Annotated in this window: 20 protein-coding genes; 9 read left to right on the forward strand and 11 right to left on the reverse strand. The window is 72.9% G+C overall.

Annotated features, from left to right (window positions below; genetic code table 11):
• Positions 1 to 54 precede the first annotated feature (54 nt).
• Positions 55 to 1,464, reverse strand: a complete 1,410-nt coding sequence (locus ACYVID_RS09985; RefSeq protein ID WP_460736563.1) for a WS/DGAT/MGAT family O-acyltransferase — start codon at positions 1,462 to 1,464, stop codon at positions 55 to 57.
• A 122-nt stretch (positions 1,465 to 1,586) separates the two neighbouring features.
• On the opposite strand from ACYVID_RS09985, the gene ACYVID_RS09990 reads away from it, so the two are divergent.
• Positions 1,587 to 2,810 (forward strand): alpha/beta hydrolase fold domain-containing protein, encoded by a 1,224-nt coding sequence (locus ACYVID_RS09990; RefSeq protein ID WP_460736565.1) that lies wholly within the window; start codon positions 1,587 to 1,589, stop codon positions 2,808 to 2,810.
• 3 nt (positions 2,811 to 2,813) lie between these two features.
• Here the strand turns inward: ACYVID_RS09990 and ACYVID_RS09995 are convergent, their stop codons facing one another.
• On the reverse strand, positions 2,814 to 4,940 hold the full coding sequence (locus tag ACYVID_RS09995) for an acyl-CoA dehydrogenase family protein (protein ID WP_460736567.1): 2,127 nt from the start codon (positions 4,938 to 4,940) through the stop codon (positions 2,814 to 2,816).
• A gap of 74 nt (positions 4,941 to 5,014) precedes the next feature.
• Between ACYVID_RS09995 and ACYVID_RS10000 the strand changes: the two genes are divergently transcribed.
• Positions 5,015 to 5,668, forward strand: coding sequence for a class I SAM-dependent methyltransferase (locus tag ACYVID_RS10000; protein WP_460736569.1), 654 nt, complete (start codon positions 5,015 to 5,017; stop codon positions 5,666 to 5,668).
• On the opposite strand, the gene ACYVID_RS10005 is transcribed toward ACYVID_RS10000, so the two are convergent.
• Genes ACYVID_RS10005 through ACYVID_RS10015 form a run of 3 tightly spaced genes read right to left on the reverse strand, consistent with a single transcriptional unit; the run spans position 5,645 to position 8,808 of the window.
• On the reverse strand, positions 5,645 to 6,751 hold the full coding sequence (locus ACYVID_RS10005; protein ID WP_460736570.1) for a prenyltransferase: 1,107 nt from the start codon (positions 6,749 to 6,751) through the stop codon (positions 5,645 to 5,647). The two genes, ACYVID_RS10000 and ACYVID_RS10005, sit on opposite strands and share 24 nt — an antisense overlap.
• Positions 6,748 to 7,518 carry a class I SAM-dependent methyltransferase gene (locus ACYVID_RS10010; protein ID WP_300643456.1) on the reverse strand — a complete coding sequence of 257 codons (771 nt, stop codon included), beginning with the start codon at positions 7,516 to 7,518 and terminating at the stop codon, positions 6,748 to 6,750. The genes ACYVID_RS10005 and ACYVID_RS10010 overlap by 4 nt, the downstream gene beginning before the upstream one ends.
• A gap of 3 nt (positions 7,519 to 7,521) precedes the next feature.
• Positions 7,522 to 8,808 carry a glycosyltransferase family 4 protein gene (locus ACYVID_RS10015; RefSeq protein WP_460736572.1) on the reverse strand — a complete coding sequence of 429 codons (1,287 nt, stop codon included), beginning with the start codon at positions 8,806 to 8,808 and terminating at the stop codon, positions 7,522 to 7,524.
• A 247-nt stretch (positions 8,809 to 9,055) separates the two neighbouring features.
• Here ACYVID_RS10015 and ACYVID_RS10020 point away from each other — a divergent pair, with 247 nt between their 5' ends.
• The gene (locus ACYVID_RS10020) at positions 9,056 to 9,658 is read left to right on the forward strand and encodes a TetR family transcriptional regulator (RefSeq protein ID WP_460736574.1); all 603 of its coding nucleotides are present in this window, start codon (positions 9,056 to 9,058) and stop codon (positions 9,656 to 9,658) included.
• Positions 9,659 to 9,725: 67 nt separating this feature from the next.
• On the opposite strand, the gene ACYVID_RS10025 is transcribed toward ACYVID_RS10020, so the two are convergent.
• The 5 genes from ACYVID_RS10025 to ACYVID_RS10045 are packed head-to-tail and all read right to left on the reverse strand — an operon-like array spanning position 9,726 to position 13,163.
• Positions 9,726 to 10,529 carry an SDR family NAD(P)-dependent oxidoreductase gene (locus ACYVID_RS10025; RefSeq protein ID WP_460736576.1) on the reverse strand — a complete coding sequence of 268 codons (804 nt, stop codon included), beginning with the start codon at positions 10,527 to 10,529 and terminating at the stop codon, positions 9,726 to 9,728.
• Complete coding sequence (locus ACYVID_RS10030) at positions 10,529 to 11,440, reverse strand: 3-oxoacyl-ACP reductase (protein WP_460736578.1); 912 nt, start codon at positions 11,438 to 11,440, stop codon at positions 10,529 to 10,531. The genes ACYVID_RS10025 and ACYVID_RS10030 overlap by 1 nt, the downstream gene beginning before the upstream one ends.
• Before the next feature lie 4 nt (positions 11,441 to 11,444).
• Entirely contained in the window at positions 11,445 to 11,639 is a 195-nt protein-coding gene (locus ACYVID_RS10035; RefSeq protein ID WP_300643446.1) for a ferredoxin, read from the reverse strand.
• Positions 11,640 to 11,686: 47 nt separating this feature from the next.
• Positions 11,687 to 12,154 carry a pyridoxamine 5'-phosphate oxidase family protein gene (locus tag ACYVID_RS10040; RefSeq protein WP_300643444.1) on the reverse strand — a complete coding sequence of 156 codons (468 nt, stop codon included), beginning with the start codon at positions 12,152 to 12,154 and terminating at the stop codon, positions 11,687 to 11,689.
• Position 12,155: 1 nt separating this feature from the next.
• On the reverse strand, positions 12,156 to 13,163 hold the full coding sequence (locus ACYVID_RS10045; RefSeq protein WP_460736581.1) for an NAD(P)/FAD-dependent oxidoreductase: 1,008 nt from the start codon (positions 13,161 to 13,163) through the stop codon (positions 12,156 to 12,158).
• A 207-nt stretch (positions 13,164 to 13,370) separates the two neighbouring features.
• Between ACYVID_RS10045 and ACYVID_RS10050 the strand changes: the two genes are divergently transcribed.
• Positions 13,371 to 14,069, forward strand: a complete 699-nt coding sequence (locus ACYVID_RS10050) for a DUF1707 SHOCT-like domain-containing protein (RefSeq protein ID WP_460736583.1) — start codon at positions 13,371 to 13,373, stop codon at positions 14,067 to 14,069.
• On the opposite strand, the gene ACYVID_RS10055 is transcribed toward ACYVID_RS10050, so the two are convergent.
• On the reverse strand, positions 14,047 to 14,796 hold the full coding sequence (locus ACYVID_RS10055; protein WP_460736585.1) for a response regulator transcription factor: 750 nt from the start codon (positions 14,794 to 14,796) through the stop codon (positions 14,047 to 14,049). The two genes, ACYVID_RS10050 and ACYVID_RS10055, sit on opposite strands and share 23 nt — an antisense overlap.
• Before the next feature lie 145 nt (positions 14,797 to 14,941).
• Here ACYVID_RS10055 and ACYVID_RS10060 point away from each other — a divergent pair, with 145 nt between their 5' ends.
• From ACYVID_RS10060 to opgC, 5 genes are read left to right on the forward strand one after another with little or no spacing between them, the layout of a single operon-like run.
• On the forward strand, positions 14,942 to 16,135 hold the full coding sequence (locus ACYVID_RS10060) for a PP2C family protein-serine/threonine phosphatase (protein WP_460736587.1): 1,194 nt from the start codon (positions 14,942 to 14,944) through the stop codon (positions 16,133 to 16,135).
• Entirely contained in the window at positions 16,132 to 18,198 is a 2,067-nt protein-coding gene (locus ACYVID_RS10065) for a glycosyltransferase (protein ID WP_460736589.1), read from the forward strand. The genes ACYVID_RS10060 and ACYVID_RS10065 overlap by 4 nt, the downstream gene beginning before the upstream one ends.
• Positions 18,198 to 18,530 carry an STAS domain-containing protein gene (locus ACYVID_RS10070; RefSeq protein WP_300643432.1) on the forward strand — a complete coding sequence of 111 codons (333 nt, stop codon included), beginning with the start codon at positions 18,198 to 18,200 and terminating at the stop codon, positions 18,528 to 18,530. Before ACYVID_RS10065 ends, ACYVID_RS10070 begins: the two co-directional genes overlap by 1 nt.
• Positions 18,523 to 19,026, forward strand: coding sequence for an ATP-binding protein (locus ACYVID_RS10075; protein WP_460736592.1), 504 nt, complete (start codon positions 18,523 to 18,525; stop codon positions 19,024 to 19,026). The genes ACYVID_RS10070 and ACYVID_RS10075 overlap by 8 nt, the downstream gene beginning before the upstream one ends.
• Entirely contained in the window at positions 19,023 to 21,620 is a 2,598-nt protein-coding gene (opgC, locus tag ACYVID_RS10080; RefSeq protein WP_460736594.1) for an OpgC domain-containing protein, read from the forward strand. Before ACYVID_RS10075 ends, opgC begins: the two co-directional genes overlap by 4 nt.
• Positions 21,621 to 21,624 lie beyond the last annotated feature (4 nt).

The following is a 21,624-nucleotide window of genomic DNA, read 5'->3' on the forward strand; positions in this document are numbered from 1 at the left end:
CGTCACCCGAAACTGTAACGTGTTCTACCTCGCCGCGGGAGGGCGTGCCGCGGGTCAGACGTGCTGGGCCTCCACGGCGGCCCGCAGCCGCGCGAGCTCGTTCGGGAAGTGGCCCACCAGGACGTCCGGGTCCGGCACCGACTCGCGGCAGGCGATGACGCCCACGTGCAGACGACCGGCGTTGGACAGCACCGTGACGTTCAGCCCGGCGCCATGGAAGACCGGGCCGAGCGGGTAGAGCGCCTGGATCCGGGCGCCGGCCAGGTACAGCGGGATCGGCGGCCCGGGGACGTTGGAGATCACCAGGTTGTGCGCGACCGGGAGCCGGTCGGCCAGCCCGAGACCGGCGTAGGCCCGGACGGCGAGCCCGAAGGTCCGCGGGGCCGCGAACTCCGCCCAGTCCTGGAGGGCGTCGGCGCTGATCGCCTGCTGGTGCTCCTTGGCGTGCCGGTTGCGCTCCGCGAGGTCGGCCAGCCGCTCGAGCGGGTCGTCGAGGTGCGTGGCGAGCTTGGTGAAGAGAGCCGAGACCTTGTTGGCGCCGGTCGAGTGCCGCGTCGAGGCGTGCACCGAGACCGGGACGGTCGCCAGCAGCGACTCCTCCGGGAGGTCGTCGTGCTCGGCGAGGTAGGCCCGCAGGGCTCCCCCGGCGATGGCCAGCACGACGTCGTTGACCGTCGTCCCGGTGGCGTTCTTGACCGCGCGCACCTCCTCGAGGTCCAGGTCGAGGAAGCCGATGCTGCGGTGCCCGGTGATGGTGCCGTTGAACGAGGTTCGCGGGGCGGTGAGCGGCGCGGCCATCGCGGTGCCGGCGCGGGCCCGTGCCACCGTGCGGGTGATCATCTGCGTCGTCGGCTGGACCAGGCGGGCGGCCGCGACCGGGCGCGTGAGGTTCGTCAGGACCGCGCGACCCAGCAGCTCGCGGCGCCCGGGCTCGCGCCCGTGGGTGCCGACCTCCTCCAGGCGCAGCGGCGGGTCGGTCGGCGAGAGGCTGCACAGGGCGCTGACGAGGTTGGAGCCGGACACGCCGTCGACCGTCGCGTGGTGCATCTTGGAGAAGACCACGACCTTCTCGCCGTCCTCGTCGGCGTACCCCTCGATGACCCACATCTCCCACAGCGGCCGCGAGCGGTCCAGCGGCAGGCCGGCCAGGTGCGAGGTCAGGGCGGTCAGCTCCTCGTAGCCGCCGGGAGGCGGCACGGCGAGGCGGTGCACGTGCCGCTCGATGTCGAAGCGCGCGTCCCGCACCCAGATCGGGTGGTCGAGGCCGAGCGGCACGCGGCGCAGCTTGCGGGTGAAGGTCGGCACGTCGCTGACGGCGTCCTCGATCTGCTGCTGGAGCCGGCGGAAGGAGTACGGCTCGGGCATCGTGCTCGGGTCCAGCACGAACAGCGCGCACACGTGCATCAGCTGCTCGGGGGTCTCGAGGTAGAGGAAGCTCGCGTCGAGCCCTGAGAGTCGGTCCACTGTCAATCTCCGAAGGGGTGGCGCTGCGGGGTCGCCCTCTCAACGAGCGACGGACCCGGAGGCGACGGCCTCGGGTGGACGGCTCGGACACGGCGACCGGTGCGTGCCCCTACGATCGCGGCATGTCGTTCCTGCGCCGCCAGGTCATCACCACGGCCCTCACCGCCAACGCCATCCGCCCGGTCCCCGGCTTCCGCGCCGGCATCCCGGCGTTCTTCGCCGGCTGGCTCACCGGCGAGCTGGCCCCGCACGTCCTGGCGGCCACGACCGCCGACGCGTTGGCCAATGCTCGCAGCGAGAAGCGCGACCTGCGCGGCCTCGCGCTCGCCGCCGGCAGCGCTGCCGGGCTGGCCTACCTCATCGACCAGAGCCGCCGGGTCGGCGTCGCGGCCGAGGAGGCGCTGGCGGACGCGCTCGGTGCCGACTACGTCGAGCAGCTCGACAGCGTCCCCACGCCAGCCGACCTCGCGGTGCCCTGGCGCAAGCTGGTCTACCCGTTCCGGATGCGCGAGCCGCGGGTCACGGTGCACAAGGACATCGCCTACGACGACGAGACCGGCCGTCGCGGCCTGCTCGACGTGTACGTCCCGGCCGACACCCCGCTGGAGGGCGCACCCGTCCTGCTCCAGGTGCACGGCGGTGGCTGGACCATCGGCAACAAGGACCAGCAGGGCATCCCCCTGATGCAGCACCTGGCCGCCAAGGGCTGGGTCTGCGTGGCGATCAACTACCGGCTCGCGCCCCGCGACCCGTTCCCGGCCCACGTCATCGACGTGAAGAAGTCGATCGCCTGGATCCGCGAGCACATCGCGGCGTACGGCGGGAACCCCGACTACGTCGCCATCACGGGTGGCTCCGCGGGCGGCCACCTCTGCGCGCTCGCCGCGCTCACCCCGGACCGCCGCGAGTGGCAGCCTGGCTTCGAGGACGTCGACACCTCGGTGCAGGTCGCGGTCCCCCACTACGGCGTCTACGACTTCGCCGGCTCCACCGGACTGCGCTCGGCCGAGCTCATGCGCGACCGGTTCCTCGGGCCGCGCGTGCTCCAGCGGCGCTGGTCGGAGGACCCCGAGGCCTTCGAGGCGGCCTCCCCCATCCTGCAGGTCACCGAGGACGCCCCCGACTTCTTCGTGCTCCACGGGCAGCGCGACACGCTGGTGCCGGTGGAGCAGGGACGGCTCTTCGTCGAGGAGCTGCGCCGCACCTCCAAGCGCTCGGTGGTCTACGCCGAGCTCCCCGGCGCCCAGCACGCCTTCGACGTCTTCCCCTCGATCCGCAGCGCCCACATCGTCCGCGCGATCGACCGCTACCTGCACTGGCACTGGAACCAGTACCGCAAGCGGTGACCCCTATCGGGGCAGCCCCAGGATCCGCTCGCCCGCGATGTTGCGCAGGATCTGGGTGGTGCCGCCAGCGATCGACAGGCAGCGGGTGTTGAGCATCTCCCAGACGTCCGCGGCGAAGCGGTCCTCGCCGCGGGCCGTGGTGTCGACGAGCAGCAGCCGCTCCTGCTGGAGGGTGACGACCAGCTCGGCGGCGTCCTGGCGGTTGCGCACCCCCAGCAGCTTGGCGACGCTCGACTCCGCGCCCGGGCCCTGACCGGCCAGCGACCGCAGGGTCGAGCGGACCCCCAGCAGCGTGCAGACCGTCGACAGCGCGACGGCCCGCCCGACGGCCACCCGCTGTGCCGGGTCGAGGCCGTCGGCGGCCAGCTCGACGGCCCGCTCGGTGGCGGCGGAGAGGCGGGTGGTGGCCATCGCGACCCGCTCGTTGGCCAGCGTGGTGCGGGCCAGCTTCCACCCGTCGCCGGGCTCGGCCACGACGCAGTCGTCGGGCACGAACACGTCGTCGAGGAAGACCTCGTTGAAGAGCGCCTCGCCGGTGATCTCGCGCAGCGGCCGCACGTCGATGCCCTCGCTGCGCATGTCGACGAGGAAGTAGGTGATCCCCTTGTGCTGCGGCACGTCCGCGTCGGTGCGGGCCAGGCAGATCGCCCAGTCGGCCTGGTCGGCCACCGAGGTCCACACCTTCTGCCCGGTCAGCCGCCAGCCGCCCTCGACCCGCACGGCCTTGGTGCGCAGCGAGGCCAGGTCGGAGCCCGAACCGGGCTCGGAGAAGAGCTGGCACCACACCAGCTCCCCCAGCAGCGAGGGCCGCACGAAGCGCTCGCGCTGGGCCTCGGTGCCGTGCTGCAGGATCGTCGGCAGCGCCCACGCCGCGATGACGATGTCGGGCCGCTCGATGCCGGCCCGGGCCAGCTCCTCGTCGATGACGACCTGGGTCACCGCGTCCGCGTCCCGCCCGTACGGCGTCGGCCAGTGCGGCATGAGCAGGCCGGTGTCCACGAGGGCGGCCCGGCGCTCGGCGGCGGGCCGGGCCGCGACCGCCTCGACGTCGGCGCGCAGGCCGGGGCGGACCGCCTCGTCGCGACCCTCGAGGTCGACCTCGACCCGCCGGCGGCGACCGTCGACGGCCTGGGCGGCCAGCCGCTCCGCGGCGGCCTCGGGCCGGGCGTGCGCGGCCCGCAGCGACAGTGCCCGGCGCAGGTAGAGGTGGGCGTCGTGCTCGAAGGTGAAGCCGATGCCGCCGAGCACCTGGATGCAGGTCTTGGCCACCTCGACAGCCCCCTCGAAGCAGGTTGCCTCGGCCACGTCGCAGGCGAAGGCCCACTGGGCCTCGGCGTCGGGTCCGGTCGCGTCGGCCGCGGCCGCGGCGTCCCAGGCCGCGGCGGTGACCGCCTCGGCGGTCTCCAGCATCTCGGCGCACAGGTGCTTCACGGCCTGGAACGAGCCGATCTTGCGCCCGAACTGCTCGCGCACCCCGGCGTACGCCACGGCCGTGCGCAGGCACCAGCGGGCGATCCCCGAGGCCTCGGCAGCGGCCAGGGTGACCGCGACGCGACGGACGAGAGCGTCGTCGACGTCGACGCGCTCCCCCGCCGACTCCTCGCACGAGACCAGCGCAGCGGCACGGCGCGAGAGGTCCAGCCCGGTGACCGCCTCGAACCCCAGCGCGGAGGAGGGCAGCAGCAGCCAGCCGTCACCACCCCGCACCAGCGCGTGCTCCACCGACGGCGCGTCGAGCAGGACGTCCGCCGAGGCGGTCGGCAGCGCGATCGACACCACGGACCCGCTGGCGAGCTCAGCGAGACCGGCCTCGACCGCCGAACCGGCACCGCACCGGGTCAGCACCCCGGCCACGACCGCGGGCCCGAGCAGCGGGCCGGCGACCAGCTCCTCCGCGCAGGCCTCGAGGGCGACGGCCAGGTCGAGGGTCGTGCCGCCCCCGCCGCCCTGGGACTCGGGCACCGCGATCGTCACCAGGCCCATCTCAACGCTGGCCTTCCAGGCGTCGTCGAACCGCGCGCCGGGGTCGCCCTCCGCGGCCCGGGCGGCCGCTAGCCCCCCGGCGTCGGCGGCCCAGCCGCGCAGGCTGGCGGCGAGCTCGGTGTGCTCCTCGGAGATGCCGATCGACATGCGTGTCCCTTCCAGCGACGGCGGGTGCCTGACCGCAAAAACTAGAACGTGTTCTCACTCTATAGGCTGCCGCCGTGAGTGACGACTGGATCAGCCACGCCCTGGCCGCGAAGGGCTTCATGCCCGAGGACGAGGGGATGCTGCTGCACCGCCGCGCCCTGGAGCGGCTCGCGCACGGCCCGGTCCTGGAGGTGGGCAGCTACTGCGGCAAGTCCGGGGTCTACCTCGGCGCCGCGGCCCGCGCCGTCGGCGGCCCCCAGGCGGTCGTCTTCACCGTCGACCACCACCACGGGTCGGAGGAGAACCAGGCCGGCTGGGAGCACCACGACGCCAGCCTCGTCGACCAGCGCACCGGCCGGATGGACACCCTGCCGGTCTTCCGCCGCACGATCGAGGACGCCGGCCTCGAGGACGTCGTGGTCGCCGTCATCGGCCAGTCCACCACCGTCGCCGCCCACTGGCGCACGCCGCTGTCGCTGCTCTTCATCGACGGTGGGCACGCCGAGGTGCACGCCCAGAACGACTACTCAGGCTGGGCGCACCACGTGGAGCGCGACGGCCTGCTCGTCATCCACGACGTCTTCGAGCACCCCGAGGACGGCGGGCAGGCGCCGTACCACGTCTTCCAGCGGGCGCTGGCCTCCGGCGCCTTCACCGAGGAGGAGGCGCTGGGGTCCATGCGGGTGCTGCGGCGGACCTCCGGCTCAGCGGGAGAGCCGGTCGGCTGAGACGTCGGCGGACGCGCAGCCGCACTCCAGCGCGATCTCGGCGAAGTGCGGGGCCAGCGAGGTCCCGCGCATGATCCCCGAGCCCGGGGTCGCGTGCCCGTGGGTCTCCCCCAGCGCGTCGACGGCCAGCACGACCGCGGCGGCGGTGTACGTCGTGTGCTCGTGCGGCCAGTAGACGTCGGACGGCTCGTCGGTGCGGCCGGTGTCGTAGACCCAGCCGGTCCAGTAGCGGCCGTCGGACTCGCGCAGGTGCTGCATGTCGCGCACCAGCGCCAGCGCGCGGGCGTGGTCGCCGACCGCGTCGAGGGCCATCGCCAGCTCGCAGGTCTCCGCACCGGTGACCCACGGGTTGGTGTCGACGCAGTGGATCCCGAGGCCGGGCACCACGAAGTCGTCCCAGCGCTCGGCCAGGCGGTCGGACGCGGCCGGGCCGCGCACGGCGCCGCCGAGGACCGGGTAGTACCAGTCCATGGAGTAGGTCGACTTGTCGGCGAAGAGGTCCTGGTGCTCCCGGACGGCGTGACCCAGCCGCCCCCCGGCCAGCTCCCACCCCGGCTGGGGCTCGTCGAGCAGCTCGGCGATCGCGACGCCGGCGCGCAGCGAGTGGTAGATGCTCGAGGAGCCGGTGAGGAGGCAGAAGTCGTCGACGGGGGTCCAGGCGATGCCGCCCCACGCGGTCTGCAGCGAGACCACGAAGTCCAGGCCCGCCCGGACCGAGGGCCAGTAGGTGCGCACGAAGTCGAGGTCGCGGCGCACCAGCCAGTGGTGCCACACGCCGACGGCGAGGTAGGCGGACATGTTGGACTCGCCGCGGTCGTCCTCGACGGTGTTCGCCACGATCTTCATCGGCCACGAGCCGTCGGCGCGCTGCATCGTGGGGACCCAGGCGTAGGCCCGCTCCGCGGCCTCCACCTCGCCGCCGACCAGCATGGCCATGGCGGCCTCGACGTGGTTCCAGATGTCGACGTGCTCGCCGGTGGTCCAGGGCACGGCACCGCAGGGCTCCTGCATCGCCGCGATCGCCGCAGCCGTGTCGGCGACCTGGTCCGCGGTGAGCAGCCCCTCGACGTACGGCACGCTCACGCGGTGGCCCCGGACGAGCCGCCGGCCTCCGGCTTGCGGAAGTAGAGCACCAGGCTCTTGCCGATCAGCGGGTCGAGCACCTTGCCGGCCAGCTTGAGGGCGGTCGGCTGCTTCATGATCTCCCAGACCAGCAGCTTGTGCCACGCCTTGACCGCGGGGTGCTCGTCGTTCTCCACGCCCACGGCGCACTTGATCCACCAGTACGGCGTGTGCAGGCCGTGCGCGTAGCCGCGGCCCTCGTAGACCATCGCGTCGCCGGGGGTGCCGTCGTTGAACCGGCCGGCCTTGGTGACCTTGTCGATGAGCTCGTGGTCGGTGTAGATCCGGATGTGCCCGCCCTCGGCGTGGTGGTAGTCCGGCGAGAGCTTCCAGTTCACCACCTCGGGCAGCCAGCGCGGCACCGAGATCGCCATGGTGCCCCCGGGACGCAGGACGCGGACCAGCTCCTTGATCGCGGCGACGTCCTCGTGGATGTGCTCGAGCACCTCGGCGCAGACGATCCGGTCGAACTCGCCGTCGGCGAAGGGCAGCGCCAGCGCGTTGCCCTCCTTCACGTCGGCCTCGGCACCGGCCGGTGCCTCGCCGGCCTCCTTCATCGCCACGAACAGGTCGCGGACGCGGCCCAGCTCCTCGGCGTCCATGTCGAAGGCGATCACGTCGCCGCCGCGGCGGTAGGCCTCGAAGGCGTGGCGGCCCGCGCCGGCGCCCATGTCGAGGATGCGCTCACCGGGGCGCAGACCCAGGCGGTCGAAGTCAACGGTCAGCATGGTTTAGGCACTCCACTTCTTCGTACGCCGGCCCTTGCGCCCCTGGACGGGCATCGGACCCTGCTCGTGCCACTCGGCGACGACCTGCTCGTAGGCGGCGGCGACCTTCACGGCCACGGCCCGCCAGCTGAACATCTCCTCGACCCGCCGGCGACCCGCGCGGCCCATCCGCTCGCGGCGCTCCGGGTCGTCGAGCAGCGCGGCGAGCGCCTGCTCGAGCTCGCCGACGTCGCCGGGCGTGACCAGGTCGGCGCACTCCCCGTCGGGGCCGGTGACCTCGGGGATCGCACCGGCACGGGAGACGACGAGCGGGGTGCCGCAGGCCATCAGCTCGGCGGTCGGGAGGGAGAAGCCCTCGTAGAACGACGGCACGCACGCGACCTCGGCCGAGCCCATCAGCGCCACCAGCTCCTCCTCGGAGACGCCGTGGACGAAGCGGACCGCGTCGCCGATGGAGAGCTTCTCGATGAGCTTCTCGGTGCGCCCGCCCGGCTTGGGCTTGGTCACCAGGACCAGCTCGGCGTCGCGCTCGGTGCGAAGCTTGGCGAAGGCCTCCAGCAGGGTCGCGATGCCCTTCATGGGGGCGTCGGCGCTGGCCATGGCCAGGATCCGGCCGGGCACCCGCGGCACCGTCGGCGGCACGAACCCGTCGTCGACACCGAGCAGGATCACCTGCATGCGCGCCGGGTCGACGCCGAAGTCGGTGGCGATGTCGCGCTTGGAGGTCTCCGAGGGCGTCATGATGTGCCGCATCGAGCGGGCCACGCGGCCCTGCATCCGCAGGAAGCCGTACCACCGGCTGAGGGTGAACTTGCGCCACGGGTTGCGGGTCTGGGCGATGTCGATGCGCCGGTCGAAGGTGATCGGGTGGTGCAGCGTGGTGATCAGCGGCATCTGCTGCTCGATGTCGAGCATGCCGTAGGCCAGCACCTGGTTGTCGTGGGCGATGTCGAACTCACCGGCACGCTCGCGCAGCAGCCGGGCCACGCGGGTGCCGAAGGTCTTGGGCTCGGGGAAGCCCGCCGCGCACATGGTCGCGAACTCCTCCACGTCGACCCGGTCGCGGAACTCGCGCAGCCTCGGGACGCGGAAGGGGTCGGGCTCGCGGTAGAGGTCCAGGCTCGGCACCTTCGTCAACCGCACGCCCTCGTCGAGCTCGGGGTAGGGCTGGCCGGAGAAGACCTCGACCTCGTGCCCCAGGGCCACTAGCTCGCGACTGAGGTGGCGCAGGTAGATCCCCTGCCCCCCGCAGTGCGGTTTGGAGCGGTAGGACAGCATTGCGATGCGCACCTGCTGGATCTCCTTCGACGGGTCGTACGACGGTCCGGAAGCACTTCCCCCGGACTGCTGGGCCGGACTGCTGGTCGACACCGCTGGGCGCGGCGACGAGCCGAAGAAGTGAAACGTGTTCCTATTATGGACCACGCGGCACCAGCCTAGACGCAGGAGGCCCGGTCACGCTGCCGGGTCGCTCACCTGGACGGGCGCCGCGGACCGTTACCGTTGGAACGTTCCACCACCCGACCATGGGGGCCACATGAGCACCGCACACAGCCTGGCGACCGAGGAGCTGGGCTCCTCCGCGCAGCGCGAGCGCCGCAAGCGCATCCTCGACGCCACGATCGACCTCGCCTCGCAGGGCGGGTTCGACGCCGTGCAGATGCGCGCCGTGGCCGACCAGGCGGAGGTCGCCCTGGGCACCCTCTACCGCTACTTCCCCTCCAAGATCCACCTGCTGGTCTCCGCGCTGGGCCGCGAGTTCGAGAAGACCGAGTCGGCGCTGCGTGCGCGCCAGCTCACCGGCCAGACCCCCGCCGAGCGGGTCATCGAGGTCCTCAAGCTCACCAGCCGCGGCCTGCAGGGCGACCCGCACCTCACCGAGGCCCTCACGCGGGCGTTCATGTTCGCCGACTCCTCGGTCCAGACCGAGATCAACCAGGTCGGGATGTACATGACCTCGATGGTCACCCGGGCGATGCACCCCGGGCGCACCGAGTTCGACGACCAGGACGTCGCCATCGCCAGAGTGATCGGCGACGTGTGGCTCTCCGCCCTCATGGGGTGGGTCACCGGCCGCTCCACGGCGGCGGAGACCGGGCAGCAGATCGAGGTCGCCGTCAAGCTCCTGCTCCGCGACTGACGCGCAGCACGGCCGCCGGGTCCTGCCCGACGGCCGTGCTGGTGAGCCGCTGTGCCGAGCGGTCCGCTCAGCCGCCGAAGCCGTGGGTGGCGGTCACGCCACCGTCGACGGCGATCTCCGCGCCGTTGATGTACGACGACTCGTCGCTGGCCAGGAAGACGTAGAGCGGGGCGACGTCGTGCGGGTGGCCGACCCGCCGCAGCGGGACCTTGGACGCGCCGTACTCCATCGCCGCGTCTCCCCCGTGCACCCGGGTCATCGGGGTGTCGATCATCCCGGGGTGCACGGAGTTGACCCGGATGCCCATCGGGCCGAGCTCGTGCGCCGCGCCCTTGGTCATGCCGCGGATCGCGAACTTCGTGCCGCCGTAGGCCACGCAGCCCGACATCCCGCCGAGGCCCTCGGTGGAGGAGGCGTTGATGATGGAGCCCCCGCCGTTCTTGCGCATGGTCTTGGTGACGGCGTTCATCCCGAGCAGGGTGCCGAGCTGGTTGACGCGGTACATCAGCTCCACGTCGGAGAGGTCCAGGCGCCCGACCTGGCCGAAGCGCAGGATGCCGGCGTTGTTGGCCAGCACGCTCACGGGACCGAACCGCTCGTTCGTCTCCTCGACCAGGGTGGCCCACGCGCCCTCGTCGGAGACGTCGTGGTGGGCGAAGACCGCCATCCCGGGGTGGCTGGACTCCAGCTCGGCGGCGAGCGCCTGGCCCTCGTCCTTCGCGACGTCGGCCAGGACGGTAAGGGCACCCTCCTCGACGAACGCGCGGGCGATGGCCGCGCCCTGGCCCATGGCCGCGCCGGTCACGATGGCGACCTTGCCCTGGAGCCGGCCGGTGCCGGGCGTGGCCGCGGCCCCGGTGGTCCCGGCCATCACTGTGCGCTCAGCTTCATGATCGAGTCGGCCGCGAAGCCGACGGACGGGTCCCGGTCGGCGAAGTAGCTCCCGAGCTGCTTGTCGAGGTCCTCGGGCGTCCAGAGCGTGCCGCTCTTGTCGAAGCGCTCCTCGAGCACCGGCGCCGCGACCAGCGCGACCATCCCGCCGTAGACCACGAACACCTGGCCGGTGATCCGTGCTGCCGCCGGGCTGGCGAGGTAGGCCACGACCGGCGCGACGTGCTCGGGCGAGTAGGGGTCGACCTCCTGCCCGGAGGTGTCCTCGCCGAAGACCTGGGCGGTCATCGCGGTGCGAGCGCGCGGGCAGATCGCGTTGGCACGGACACCGGAGGAGGCCATGGCCCGCGCGGTGCTCACGGTGAGGGCCGCGATGCCGGCCTTGGCGGCGGCGTAGTTGGCCTGGCCCGGAGGCCCGGACAGGAACGCCTCGGAGGCGGTGTTGACGACCGCGGCGTCGACCGGCGCACCGGTCTCCTTGGCCTTGGCGCGCCAGTAGGCCGAGGCGTTGCGCGAGAGCAGGAAGTGCCCGCGCAGGTGGACCCGGATGATGTCGTCCCACTCCTCGTCGGAGAGGTTGAAGAGCATCCGGTCGCGGGTCATGCCCGCGTTGTTGACCACGACGTCGAGGGAGCCGAAGCCGTCGACGGCCGCGGCGACCATGGCGTCGGCGGTCGACCGCTCGGAGACGTCACCCGCGGCCACGACCGCCTCCCCGCCCCGGCCGCGGATCTCCTCGGCGACGGCGTCGGCGGCACCCGGGAGGTCGTTGAGGACCAGGCGGGCCCCGGCGTCGGCCAGGGCCAGCGCCTCGGCGCGACCCAGTCCCGCGCCCGCACCGGTGACGACGGCGACCTTGCCGTCGAGGGACGTGCTCGTGCTCTCGGCCACCGGATCAGTCCTCGACGAGGGTGATGGCGGCGCGCGGGCAGGCCGCCACGGCGCGCTTCACGTCCTCGATGTTCTCGTCGGTCGTCTGGTCGGTCTTGACCACCAGGTAGTCGTCGTCGTCGAGCTCGAACACCTCGGGGGCCATGGCCTCGCACAGGGCGTTGGACTCGCACAGGTCGAAGTCGACCTTGATCTTCATCGTGACTCTCCTCGGAGGGGGTCGGTGGGGTTCGGTGGGTGCTCGGGTCAGACCATCTTGCGGTGGTCCCAGGTCGCGACGTGCTCGGGATGGACCACCACGGCGACCCGCTTGGTGGCCTGCTTCTCGACGGTCTCTCGACCGAAGTCGCCCAGCGCCTCGAAGGACTCGGCGGCGAGCATCCGGGTGGCGACGGCCGAGCCGATCTCGAGGATCCCCTCGCGGTCGCGGATGATCTCCGCCCGCCCGGTGATGGAGGCGCCGCGCAGCTCGAAGTAGTCCACGCCGTCCTCGACCAGGGCGCTGACCCGCGGGTCGCGCTCGAGGTTGCGGATCTTCTGGCTGCGGCCGTAGGTCCAGAAGGCGATGTTGCCCTCGTGCAGGACGTAGAAGAGCGTCGAGAGGTGCGGGAACCCGTCGTGGCCGTTGCTGGCGATCTGCACCTTGAGGTTCTCCCCCAGCAGCGCCTGCACCTCCGCGTCGCTCATCTTCACGCCGTCGCGTCCGCCACCCATGTCAGCCACCTTCCGAGGAGTGTCCAGGGAAGACCTTGGCGGTCGGGTCGATCGCCACGGTCGCGTTGTTGACGGCCGTGGCCGCCTCGCCGAAGCCGACGGCGATGAGCCGCACCTTGCCGGGGTACTCGGTGATGTCGCCGGCGGCGAAGACCCGGGACAGGTTGGTGCGCATCGAGGAGTCCACGACGACGTGCCGCTTCTGCACCTCCACGCCCCACTGCTGGATCGGTCCGAGGTCGGCGACGAAGCCGAGCGCGGCCACCACGGCCTGGCAGGGGTACGTCGTCACGCCGTCGGGGTCGGTGATGTCGACCTCGCCGAGGTGACCGTCCGGGCCGGGGCGCAGGGCGGTCAGCTCGGCCTTGGTGACGATCCGGACCGACGAGGCGCGGACCTGCTCCACGGTGCGCTCGTGGGCGCGGAAGGCGTCGCGGCGGTGCACGAGGGTGACCGAGCGGGCGACCGGCTCGAGGTGGACCGCCCAGTCGAACGCGGAGTCGCCGCCGCCGACGATGACGACGTCCTTGCCGGCGTACGGGGCGAAGGAGGGGACGAAGAACTCCAGGCCGCGGCCGAGGAACTCGTGCCCGGCGGGCAGCGGCCGGGGGCTGAACTTGCCGATGCCGGCGGTGATGAGCATGGCGCCGGCCCGCACGACCGTCCCGTCGTCGAGGCTGAGCACGACCCCGTCCTCGGAGTGCTCCAGGTCGGTGGCCGTGCGACCCAGGAGGTAGACCGGGTCGGCGGTCGCGGCCTGCGCGACCAGGCCGGCGACCAGGTCGCGGCCCTTGACCGACGGGAAGCCGGCCACGTCGAGGATCTGCTTCTCGGGGTACATCGCGGTCACCTGGCCGCCGAGCTCGGGCAGCGAGTCGACGACGGCGATGCGGTGGCCGCGGAAGCCGGCGTAGTAGGCGGCGAACAGGCCGGTGGGGCCCGCGCCGACGACGACGACGTCGACCTCGACGTCCTGGCCCGCGGGCGACGGGGGTGAGGGTGTGGTCACAGCGGGTGATCCTCCCCTCCCCCGAGCGGCCCCGCCAGGGTCCGTCTCGTCGTGCGCCCACCGGGCGGTGACCGCGTCGGAACTGTAACGTGTTCTAGTTGTCCGGCGCCACCGACCCACCCGGTCCGCGCGCTGCGCTCCGCCGCGGGACATAGGCTGGGACCACCAGCGACCGACGAGCGACCGGCCAGGAGCGGAGGAGGGCCCGTGGGACTCGACGCCGATGCCTGGAGCGCGTTCCAGCACGACCCGCGCGACCCCGCCCACGCCCGACTGCGCGCCAGCGACGCCGACCGCTTCACCGCCACGCACCTGCTGGGCGAGGCCTACGCCGAGGGACGTCTGGACCTGGAGGAGCACGACGAGCGGACCGAGCACGCCCGCGGGGCCCGGGTGCTCGGCGACCTCGTGCCGCTGCTCGAGGACCTGGTCCCCCGGCTCACGGCGCCGCAGGGCCGCGGGCTCGTGCGAGCCACCCCCGCCGAGCTGCGGACCCGCGCCGAGCAGGAGTGGGCCAGCGACCGGCGCCAGGCGGTGCTCGGGTTCCTGGCGCCCAGCCTCATCTGTTGGGCGGTCTACGCGACCCTCGCCTGGGGCGAGTCCCCGGGCGAGTGGCAGCTGCCGTGGCCCCTCATCGTCACGGTGGTCACCTTCCTCAACGTCGTGCGGGTGCACGTCGCCCGCGAGGACATCGTGGCCTCCGAGCTCGCCGCGCTGGAGAAGAAGCGGGCCAAGGAGGCCAAGGCGCTGGCCAAGGAGTCCGCAGCGCGCGAGCGGCTGGACCCCCAGGCGCTGCAGGCGGCCTCCGAGCTGGCCCGGCGCAAGGCAAGGGAGGCGGCGCGCACCGTCGAGCAGGACGTCGTACGCCGGTTCAACGAGCGGTTCAGGCCTCCTGGGCCGTCCTGAGCCGGTACGCCGTGCCGCCGACGACCGCGATCCAGTCGCGCCCGGTGGTGCTGCGCAGCTTGCGCCTCAGCCCGGCCACCTGGACGTCGACGAGGAAGTCGGACTCGATGAACTCGCCCTGCCAGACCTCCTTGACCAGGGCGCCGCGCTCCAACGGTTCGCCGACGTGCCGGGCCAGCGTCATGAGGAGGCGACCCTCCGTGGGGGTGAGCGGCACCGACTCGTCGCGGTAGCGCGTCGCGCCGGTGAGCGGGTCGAGCAGCAGGCCGTGGCCGAGGTCGGTCATGGCGACGCCGGAGGCACGCACGGTCGTGCGGTCCTGCTCCTCGCCCTCGCCCGCACCGGGCAGGCCCATCCGCGGGCGCCGGAGCAGCGCCGCGGCGCGGGCCCGCAGCTCCCGCGGGGAGAACGGCTTGGAGAGGTACTCGTCGGCGCCGACCTCCAGGCCGACCAGCCGGTCGATCTCGGCGTCGCGGCCGGTGATCATGATGATGTAGGCGTCGGTGAAGGCGCGCAGCTGCTCGCAGACCTCGGTGCCGTCCATGTCCGGCAGCGTGAGGTCGAGGGTCACCAGGTCGGGCTGGCGCTCGCGGGCCAGGGTCAGCGCCGCCGCGCCGGTCGGGGCGACGACGACGTCCAGGTCGAGGGCCTCCAGCACCATGACCACGAGGTCGGCGATGTCGGGGTCGTCGTCGACCACCAGGGCCCGGTGCCGCACCTGGGTCACGTCTGCCACCTCCCGACCGCGGCTCTCGGCGCGGCCTCTCGACGCACCGCCGCGGCACACCCGGGCGGTCGCCCACAAACTAGCGGTCGAAGCGGTAGCGTCCAGCCACCAAGTGGACGAGACGCGCCGATTGGGGAGGTTGCGAGTGGTCGGGGGGGTCGAGGACGAGCGCCGCCAGCGGGCGGTCGACGGTCTCGGGCTGGCCGAGGTGGGCAGCCACCCACGCCTGGACCGGATCACGCGGCTGGCCTGCCTGGCGCTCGACGTCCCGATGTCCGCCGTGACGGTGCTGGACCGCGGCCGCGCGTGGTTCCCCAGTGCCGCCGGGTTCGAGCCGAGCCCGATGCCTGCCGAGGACACCTTCTGCTCGACCACGCTGGCCGAGGACGGCGACGAGCCGTTGGCGGTCGTCGACGCCCATGCCGATCCCCGGTTCCAGGACCTGCCCGTCGTCCACGAGGGGGTCAACGCCTATGTCGGGCTGCCGCTGCGCGACCACACCGGCACGGCGGTGGCGACCTTCTGCGTCTTCGACACCCAGCCGCGCGAGCTGACCCCCGAGCAGCGCGAGGCCTTCGAGGACCTCGCCGCCTGGGCCGAGCGCGAGCTCGTCGCCTCCACCGAGATGCAGCAGGCGAGCCGGGTGCAGGCCTCTTTGCTGCCCTCCCGCCCGGTGCGGGTCGGCGAGTGGGACGTCGACGGGCTGTGCCTGCCGGCGCTCGCTGTCGGTGGCGACTTCTACGACTACGAGGTCAGCGGCGGGGTCCTGCACGTCAGCCTCGGCGACGTCATGGGCAAGGGCACCGGCGCCGCGCTCATCGGCGCCGCCACCCGGACCGCGCTCCGGGGCACGTCCTCCGCGGTGTCCGCAGGCGTCGACCTGGGCGTCACGGTCACCCACGTGGCCCGCTCGATGCTCGACGACCTGGAGCGCGCGGAGTCCTTCGTCACCCTCATCGACCTCGCCCTCGACCTGGAGTCGGGCGTCGCCCGGTACGTCGACGCCGGCTCCGGCCTGCTCCTGCTCGTCCGCGCCGACGGCACGCCCGTACGGCTGTCGGGTCGCGACCGGCCGCTCGGCATCCTTCCCGACGACCACTGGGAGGAGGTCGAGGTCGAGCTGGGGACCGGCGACCGCCTCGTGCTGTTCAGCGACGGCGTCCTGGACCTGCTCGAGGACCCCGATGACTGGCCGCGCGCGGTCGGCGCCTGGGTCGCCGAGGCCGACGACCTGCCTTCCTTCCTGACCGCGATGGCGCGCCACGCGACCGAGGAGACTCCGCTCGACGACATCACGGTCGTGGCGGTGTTCCGCCAGGGCGTGGAGGAGATCGGGTGAGGCGTCGCCGGGCCGACCTGGCCGCCCTCTCCCCCGAGGCCGCCGAGCGGCGCCGGCGGCACCGGCTGCTGCAGATCCGCATCGTCGTGGTGCTGACCGCGCTGCTGGGCCTCAACTACGTCACCTGGCGCTGGCTGTTCTCGGTCAACTGGGACGCCTGGTGGATCGGCGTGCCGCTCGTGCTGGCCGAGACCTACAGCCTCATCGACTCGCTGCTCTTCGGGCTGGGCATGTGGAGGCTGCGGGAGCGCGGCGAGCCGCCCCCGGCCCCGCCCGACCTGACGGTCGACGTGTTCATCGCGACGTACAACGAGCCGATCGACCTGGTGATGACCACCGCGCGGGCGGCCAAGGCGATCACCTACCCCCACCGCACGTGGGTGCTCGACGACGGCAACCGGCCCGAGATGCGGGCGGCCGCCGAGGCCGAGGGCATCGGCTGGCTCACCCGCTCCGCGGACTGGGTCGGGATGCCGCGGCACGCCAAGGCCGGCAACCTCAACAACGCGCTGCTCAACACCGACGGCGAGTTCATGCTGATCCTCGACGCCGACCAGATCCCGATGCCGGAGATCCTCGACCGGACCCTGGGCTACTTCACCGACGAGAAGATGGCCCTCGTCCAGACGCCGCAGTGGTTCGTGAACGTGCCGGACGACGACCCGCTCGGCAGCCAGGCGCCGCTGTTCTACGGGCCGATCCAGCAAGGCAAGGACGGCTGGAACTCCGCGTTCTTCTGCGGCTCCAACGCCGTGATCCGGCGCGAGGCCCTGATGCAGCTCGGCATCAGCCGCTACGTCCAGGAGGTCGAGACCGGCGTCGAGCGGGCCCTGCGCACCGCCCGCAGCGTCGTGCGCCGCTCGCGTGCCGGCCTCGGCCCGGAGGAGCACGAGGTCCGGGCGGCGCTGGACACGATCCTGGCCGACATCGAGGGAGCACGGCGCGACCTCGCCCGGGACGTCCCGCTCTTCGACGTCACCTTCGCCTTCCAGCAGCGGGTCGCCGCCGTGCGCGCGTCGCTGGTGGCCGAGGACCTGGCCACGCTCCAGGAGGACCTCGCCGTCCTGGCCGAGCTCGAGGAGATCGCCGAGGACCCCGACATCCACCTCGGCTCCATGGACGCCGGCGAGCTGGGCCAGGTGCTGGCCCGCGACCTCTCGCCCCTCGCGGCGGTCGAGGCCGTCGAGACCCTGGTGCGCGCCATCGACGTCGACCGCGGGGGCGAGGCGCAGCCGATCATGCCGCTGGCCACGATCTCGGTCACCGAGGACATGGCGACCTGCATGCGGCTGCACACGATGGGCTGGCACTCGGCGTACCACGACGAGGTGCTGGCCCACGGCCTGGCGCCGGAGGACCTGCAGACGATGCTGGTCCAGCGGCTGCGCTGGGCCCAGGGCACCGTGCAGGTGATGTTCCGGGAGAACCCGCTGGTGCAGAAGGGCCTCACGCTGGCGCAGCGGCTCATGTACTTCGCGACGATGTGGAGCTACCTCTCCGGCTTCGCCGCGATCGTCTACATAGGCGCCCCCGTGGTCTACCTCATGATCGGCGTGCTGCCGGTCCAGGCGCTCTCCACCGAGTTCTTCCTGCGACTCGTGCCGTTCCTCGTGGTCAACCAGCTGCTGTTCTGGCTCGTGGCCGACGGGAGACCGACCTGGCGCGGCCAGCAGTACTCCCTGGCGCTCTTCCCGGTGTGGATCAAGTCCTTCACCTCCGCCTTCGGCAACGTCTTCCTCAACCGCCCCCTCGACTTCGCGGTCACCCCCAAGACCAAGCAGGAACCCACCGGGCCGGCCTGGCACCTCGTCCGCCCCCAGCTGTGGGCGATCGGGCTGCTCCTGGCGGCCATGGTCGTCGGCACCATCCGGATCCTCGCCGGCCAGGCGAACACCGCTGGAGCGCTGTTCAACATGGTGTGGGTCGCCTTCGACCTGCTCATCTTCTCCGTCATCATCAAGGCCGCCCGCTACCGCGGCTTCGAGCCCGCGGAGTCCTCGTCCGATCCCCAGACCGATCCACCGACCGACATCGCGGCACCCGCCCGTGAAGGAGCAACCTGATGGAACTCGACGTCTCCACCCGCGACGACGGCATCGCCGTGGTCGTCCCGCGCGGCCGGCTCAACATGGTCTCGGCACGCCAGCTCAAGGAAACCCTCTCCGACCTCGTGGCGGGAGGCAGCGCCCGGATCGTCGTCGACCTCGGGGAGACGACCTTCCTGGACTCCTCCGGGCTCGGCGCGCTCATCGGTGGGCTCAAGGCCGCTCGCCAGGCCGGTGGCGACCTGCGCGTGGCCCGGCCCACCCCGGCGGTGGTCTCGGTCTTCGAGCTGACCAACCTCGACCGGGTGCTGCGGGCGCGCGAGAGCGTCGAGACGGCCTTCGATGCCTGAGAGCGCAGCCGGGCGAGGCGGGGAGGCGGGCCGTCCCGCCGTCCTCGACGAGCTCGCTGCTGCGCCGCACCGCCTGGTGCTCTCGGCGGCAGCCGACCCGGAGGTGATGGACCTGGTCCACTCGTTGCTCGAGCACCTCTTCGCGCACCACCCCCAGGTCACCGACCCGGTCCGGATGAAGTTCGAGATGTCGGTCATCGAGATCCTCGGCAACATCGTCGAGCACGCCTACGCGCACGACTCAGCGCTGCCTGCCGTGGACCCGTCCGAGGCGCGCCGCTTCGAGATCCAGCTGCTGGCCACCGACCGCGAGGTCGTCGCCACCCTCAGCGACAACGGCATGCCGGTGAGCCTCGACCTCGGCGACCTGTCCATGCCCGACGAGCTCGCCGAGTCCGGCCGCGGCCTGGCCCTGGCCGCCTCCGCCCTCGACACGCTGTGGTTCGAGCGGGTCGAGGGTCGCAACCACTGGTGCCTCGCGTGCAACCTGGGATGACCCGCGTCCCGGCGTACGTCGTGGGGCGGACGATCGGGGTGCTGCTGGCCCTCCTCGGCGTGATCGCCCCCCTCGTGTGGCTGGCGCCCGGGGCGGCCGCGTCGGGTGAGGACGGGGGCGAGGGCGACTTCCCCCTCCCGACACCCGGCCGCCCCTGGTTCGGCCCGCAGCTGGACTGGCTGACCGACTCCGCGGAGGACTACCGCAAGCGGCTGGGCAGCAGCGCCGCGCTCTACGGCCAGCGCGTGGCCTACCCCCTGACCCAGGACTCCACGTTCTTCCTGCGCCGCCTCGTCACCGAGTCGGCCGCGCAGGGCGCCGTGCCGGTGCTCAGCCTCGAGCCCAGCGTCGCCCTCGACGACCTGGACACCGAGGACGCGACGGCGCTGACCGACGAGCTGTCGGCGCTGCAGGAGGAGCTCGGCACCCGCTACCTGCTGCGCTTCGCCCCCGAGATGAACGGCACCTGGTACTCCTGGGGCCAGCAGCCCGGCGCCTACGTCGAGGCCTTCCGCGAGCTCGCCGACGTCGTCCACGACCGGCTGCCCTCGGCGGCCATGGTCTGGTCGCCGGTCTACGGTGCCGGCTACCCCTACGGCGCGGCGTTCGGCGACGTGGACCCCGAGCGGAACGCCGACGTCGAGACCCTCGACACCGACGGCGACGGCCGCTTGGGCAGCGGTGACGACCCCTACGGCCCGTACTGGCCCGGGCCCGAGGCCGTGGACTGGGTCGGGCTCACGCTCTACCACTACGGGCCCGACCGCGGACGCGTCGACAACGAGCTCGAGGACCCGGGCACCGGCGGCGAGACCGGTGAGGAGGAGTCCGCGACCGGGTTCGACATCGACCGGGTCCCCGGCGAGGGCGCGCTGCGGGCGCGCCTCAACGAGGTCTACAACTACGGTCAGCAGGCCCCGACCCGGCCCTTCTACGACCGGTTCGCCGACGGCTTCGACAAGCCCTTCCTCATGGACACGGGTGCCCTGTGGATCGCCGACCGTCGCGGCGACCCGGAGGACGAGATCAAGCGGGCGTGGTGGCGTCAGGTGCTCCGGGCGGACGGGGACTGGCCGCGGATCGCGGGCATCCTCTGGCTGGAGGAGCGCCGCCGCGAGGCGGAGGCCCGCGACCGCGTCGTCGACTGGCGGGCCACCCGCGACCCGGACCTGGCTGCCGCGCTCCTGCGCGACCTCGTGGGCGAGGTCGACCTCGGCCCCGTGACGCCCGTGGTCGAGCTCGACCCCGAGGACGTGGAGGGCGGCGGCGTGGAGGGGACCGGAGGTGAGGACCAGGCCGGCCCGAGCCCGGACCCGGGCCTGGCCACCGCCGTCCTGCCGGTCCCCCGCCCCTGGTGGCTGGCCGGCAGCGCGCTCTCGCTGCTGCTGCTGGCCGGTCTCGCCGCGCTCGCCGCCCGACGCCGGCCCGACTGGGGCTACGCCGCCGACGGCCACGACTACGCCGTCACGGGAAACCGGGACCTGCGCCTCGACGTCGTGCGCGGCGTGCTGCTGGTCGGTCTGGTCGCCGCGCACGTCGAGCTGCTGACGACCACCGACGGGCCGGTCGCCCGCCTCATGGGCGGGCTGGTCGGCCCCGAGGCGTTCGTCCTGGTCGCCGGGCTCGCGGTCGGCCTGCGCCACGAGGCGCTCGTCGAGGCCGGCGGTGCGCTGGCGGCCGCGTCGGCACGCTGGCGTCGCGCCCTCACCTGGTGGATGGTGACCGTCGTCGTCGCCCTCGTGGTGCTGGGCCTGCGCTACCTGCCCGGCACCGCCGACAGCGCGGTCACCCACTGGCTCCCCGGCGGCGCCGGGCGCACAGGCGGCACCGACCTGTACGTCGATGCCGCTCCCCTGCTGGAGTACCCGCCGCCCTGGTGGGCGGTGCGCGAGCTCTTCGTGCTGCGCACCATCCCCTGGCCGCTGTCGATGCTGGGCCTGCTCGTGGTGCTCGCCCTCGTCACGCCGCTGCTCGTCGCGCTGCTGCGGCGGCGGGCCTGGTGGCTGGTGCTCCTCGGCTCCTGGGCGACGTACGCCGCCGACGTGGTGTGGACGCCCGACTGGACCCGGGGCACCTGGGAGGCGGCGTACCCGCCGCTGCTGTGGCAGGTCGTCTTCGTCCACGGCCTGGTGCTGGCCCACCACCGGCGCGAGGTCCGTGCCCTGCTCGACCGCGCCTGGTTGCGCCGCGCCCTGCTCGCCGTCGCGGTCGTGCTCGGGCTCGCCTGGGCCGGCGTCACCACGGCAGCGGCCGTGGCCGGCGGCGAACCGGCCGAGCGCCTGCTGGACCTGACCGACGGTCGCGACCTGCCCGCGGGACGGCTCGTCGCGCTGGTCCTCGTCGCCCTGGTCGCCTGGTTGCTCCTCACCGCCTGCTGGCGCCCGCTCGCACGGGTGCTCGCGCCGGTACTGGCGCCCGTCGGCTCCGCGGGCACCACCGTGCTCGCGGTGCACGTGCTGCTGCTGGTCGCATTGGCAGCCCTGCCGCTGGACCTGGCGACCGGCTGGGTGCGGGCGCTCGCCACCCTCGCGGTGGTGGCGGTCGTCCTGCTCGCGGTGCGTTCGCGCGTGCTGCGCGCGGTCCTTCCCGGATGACCCG

It is taken from the genome of Nocardioides ginkgobilobae (assembly GCF_054781275.1).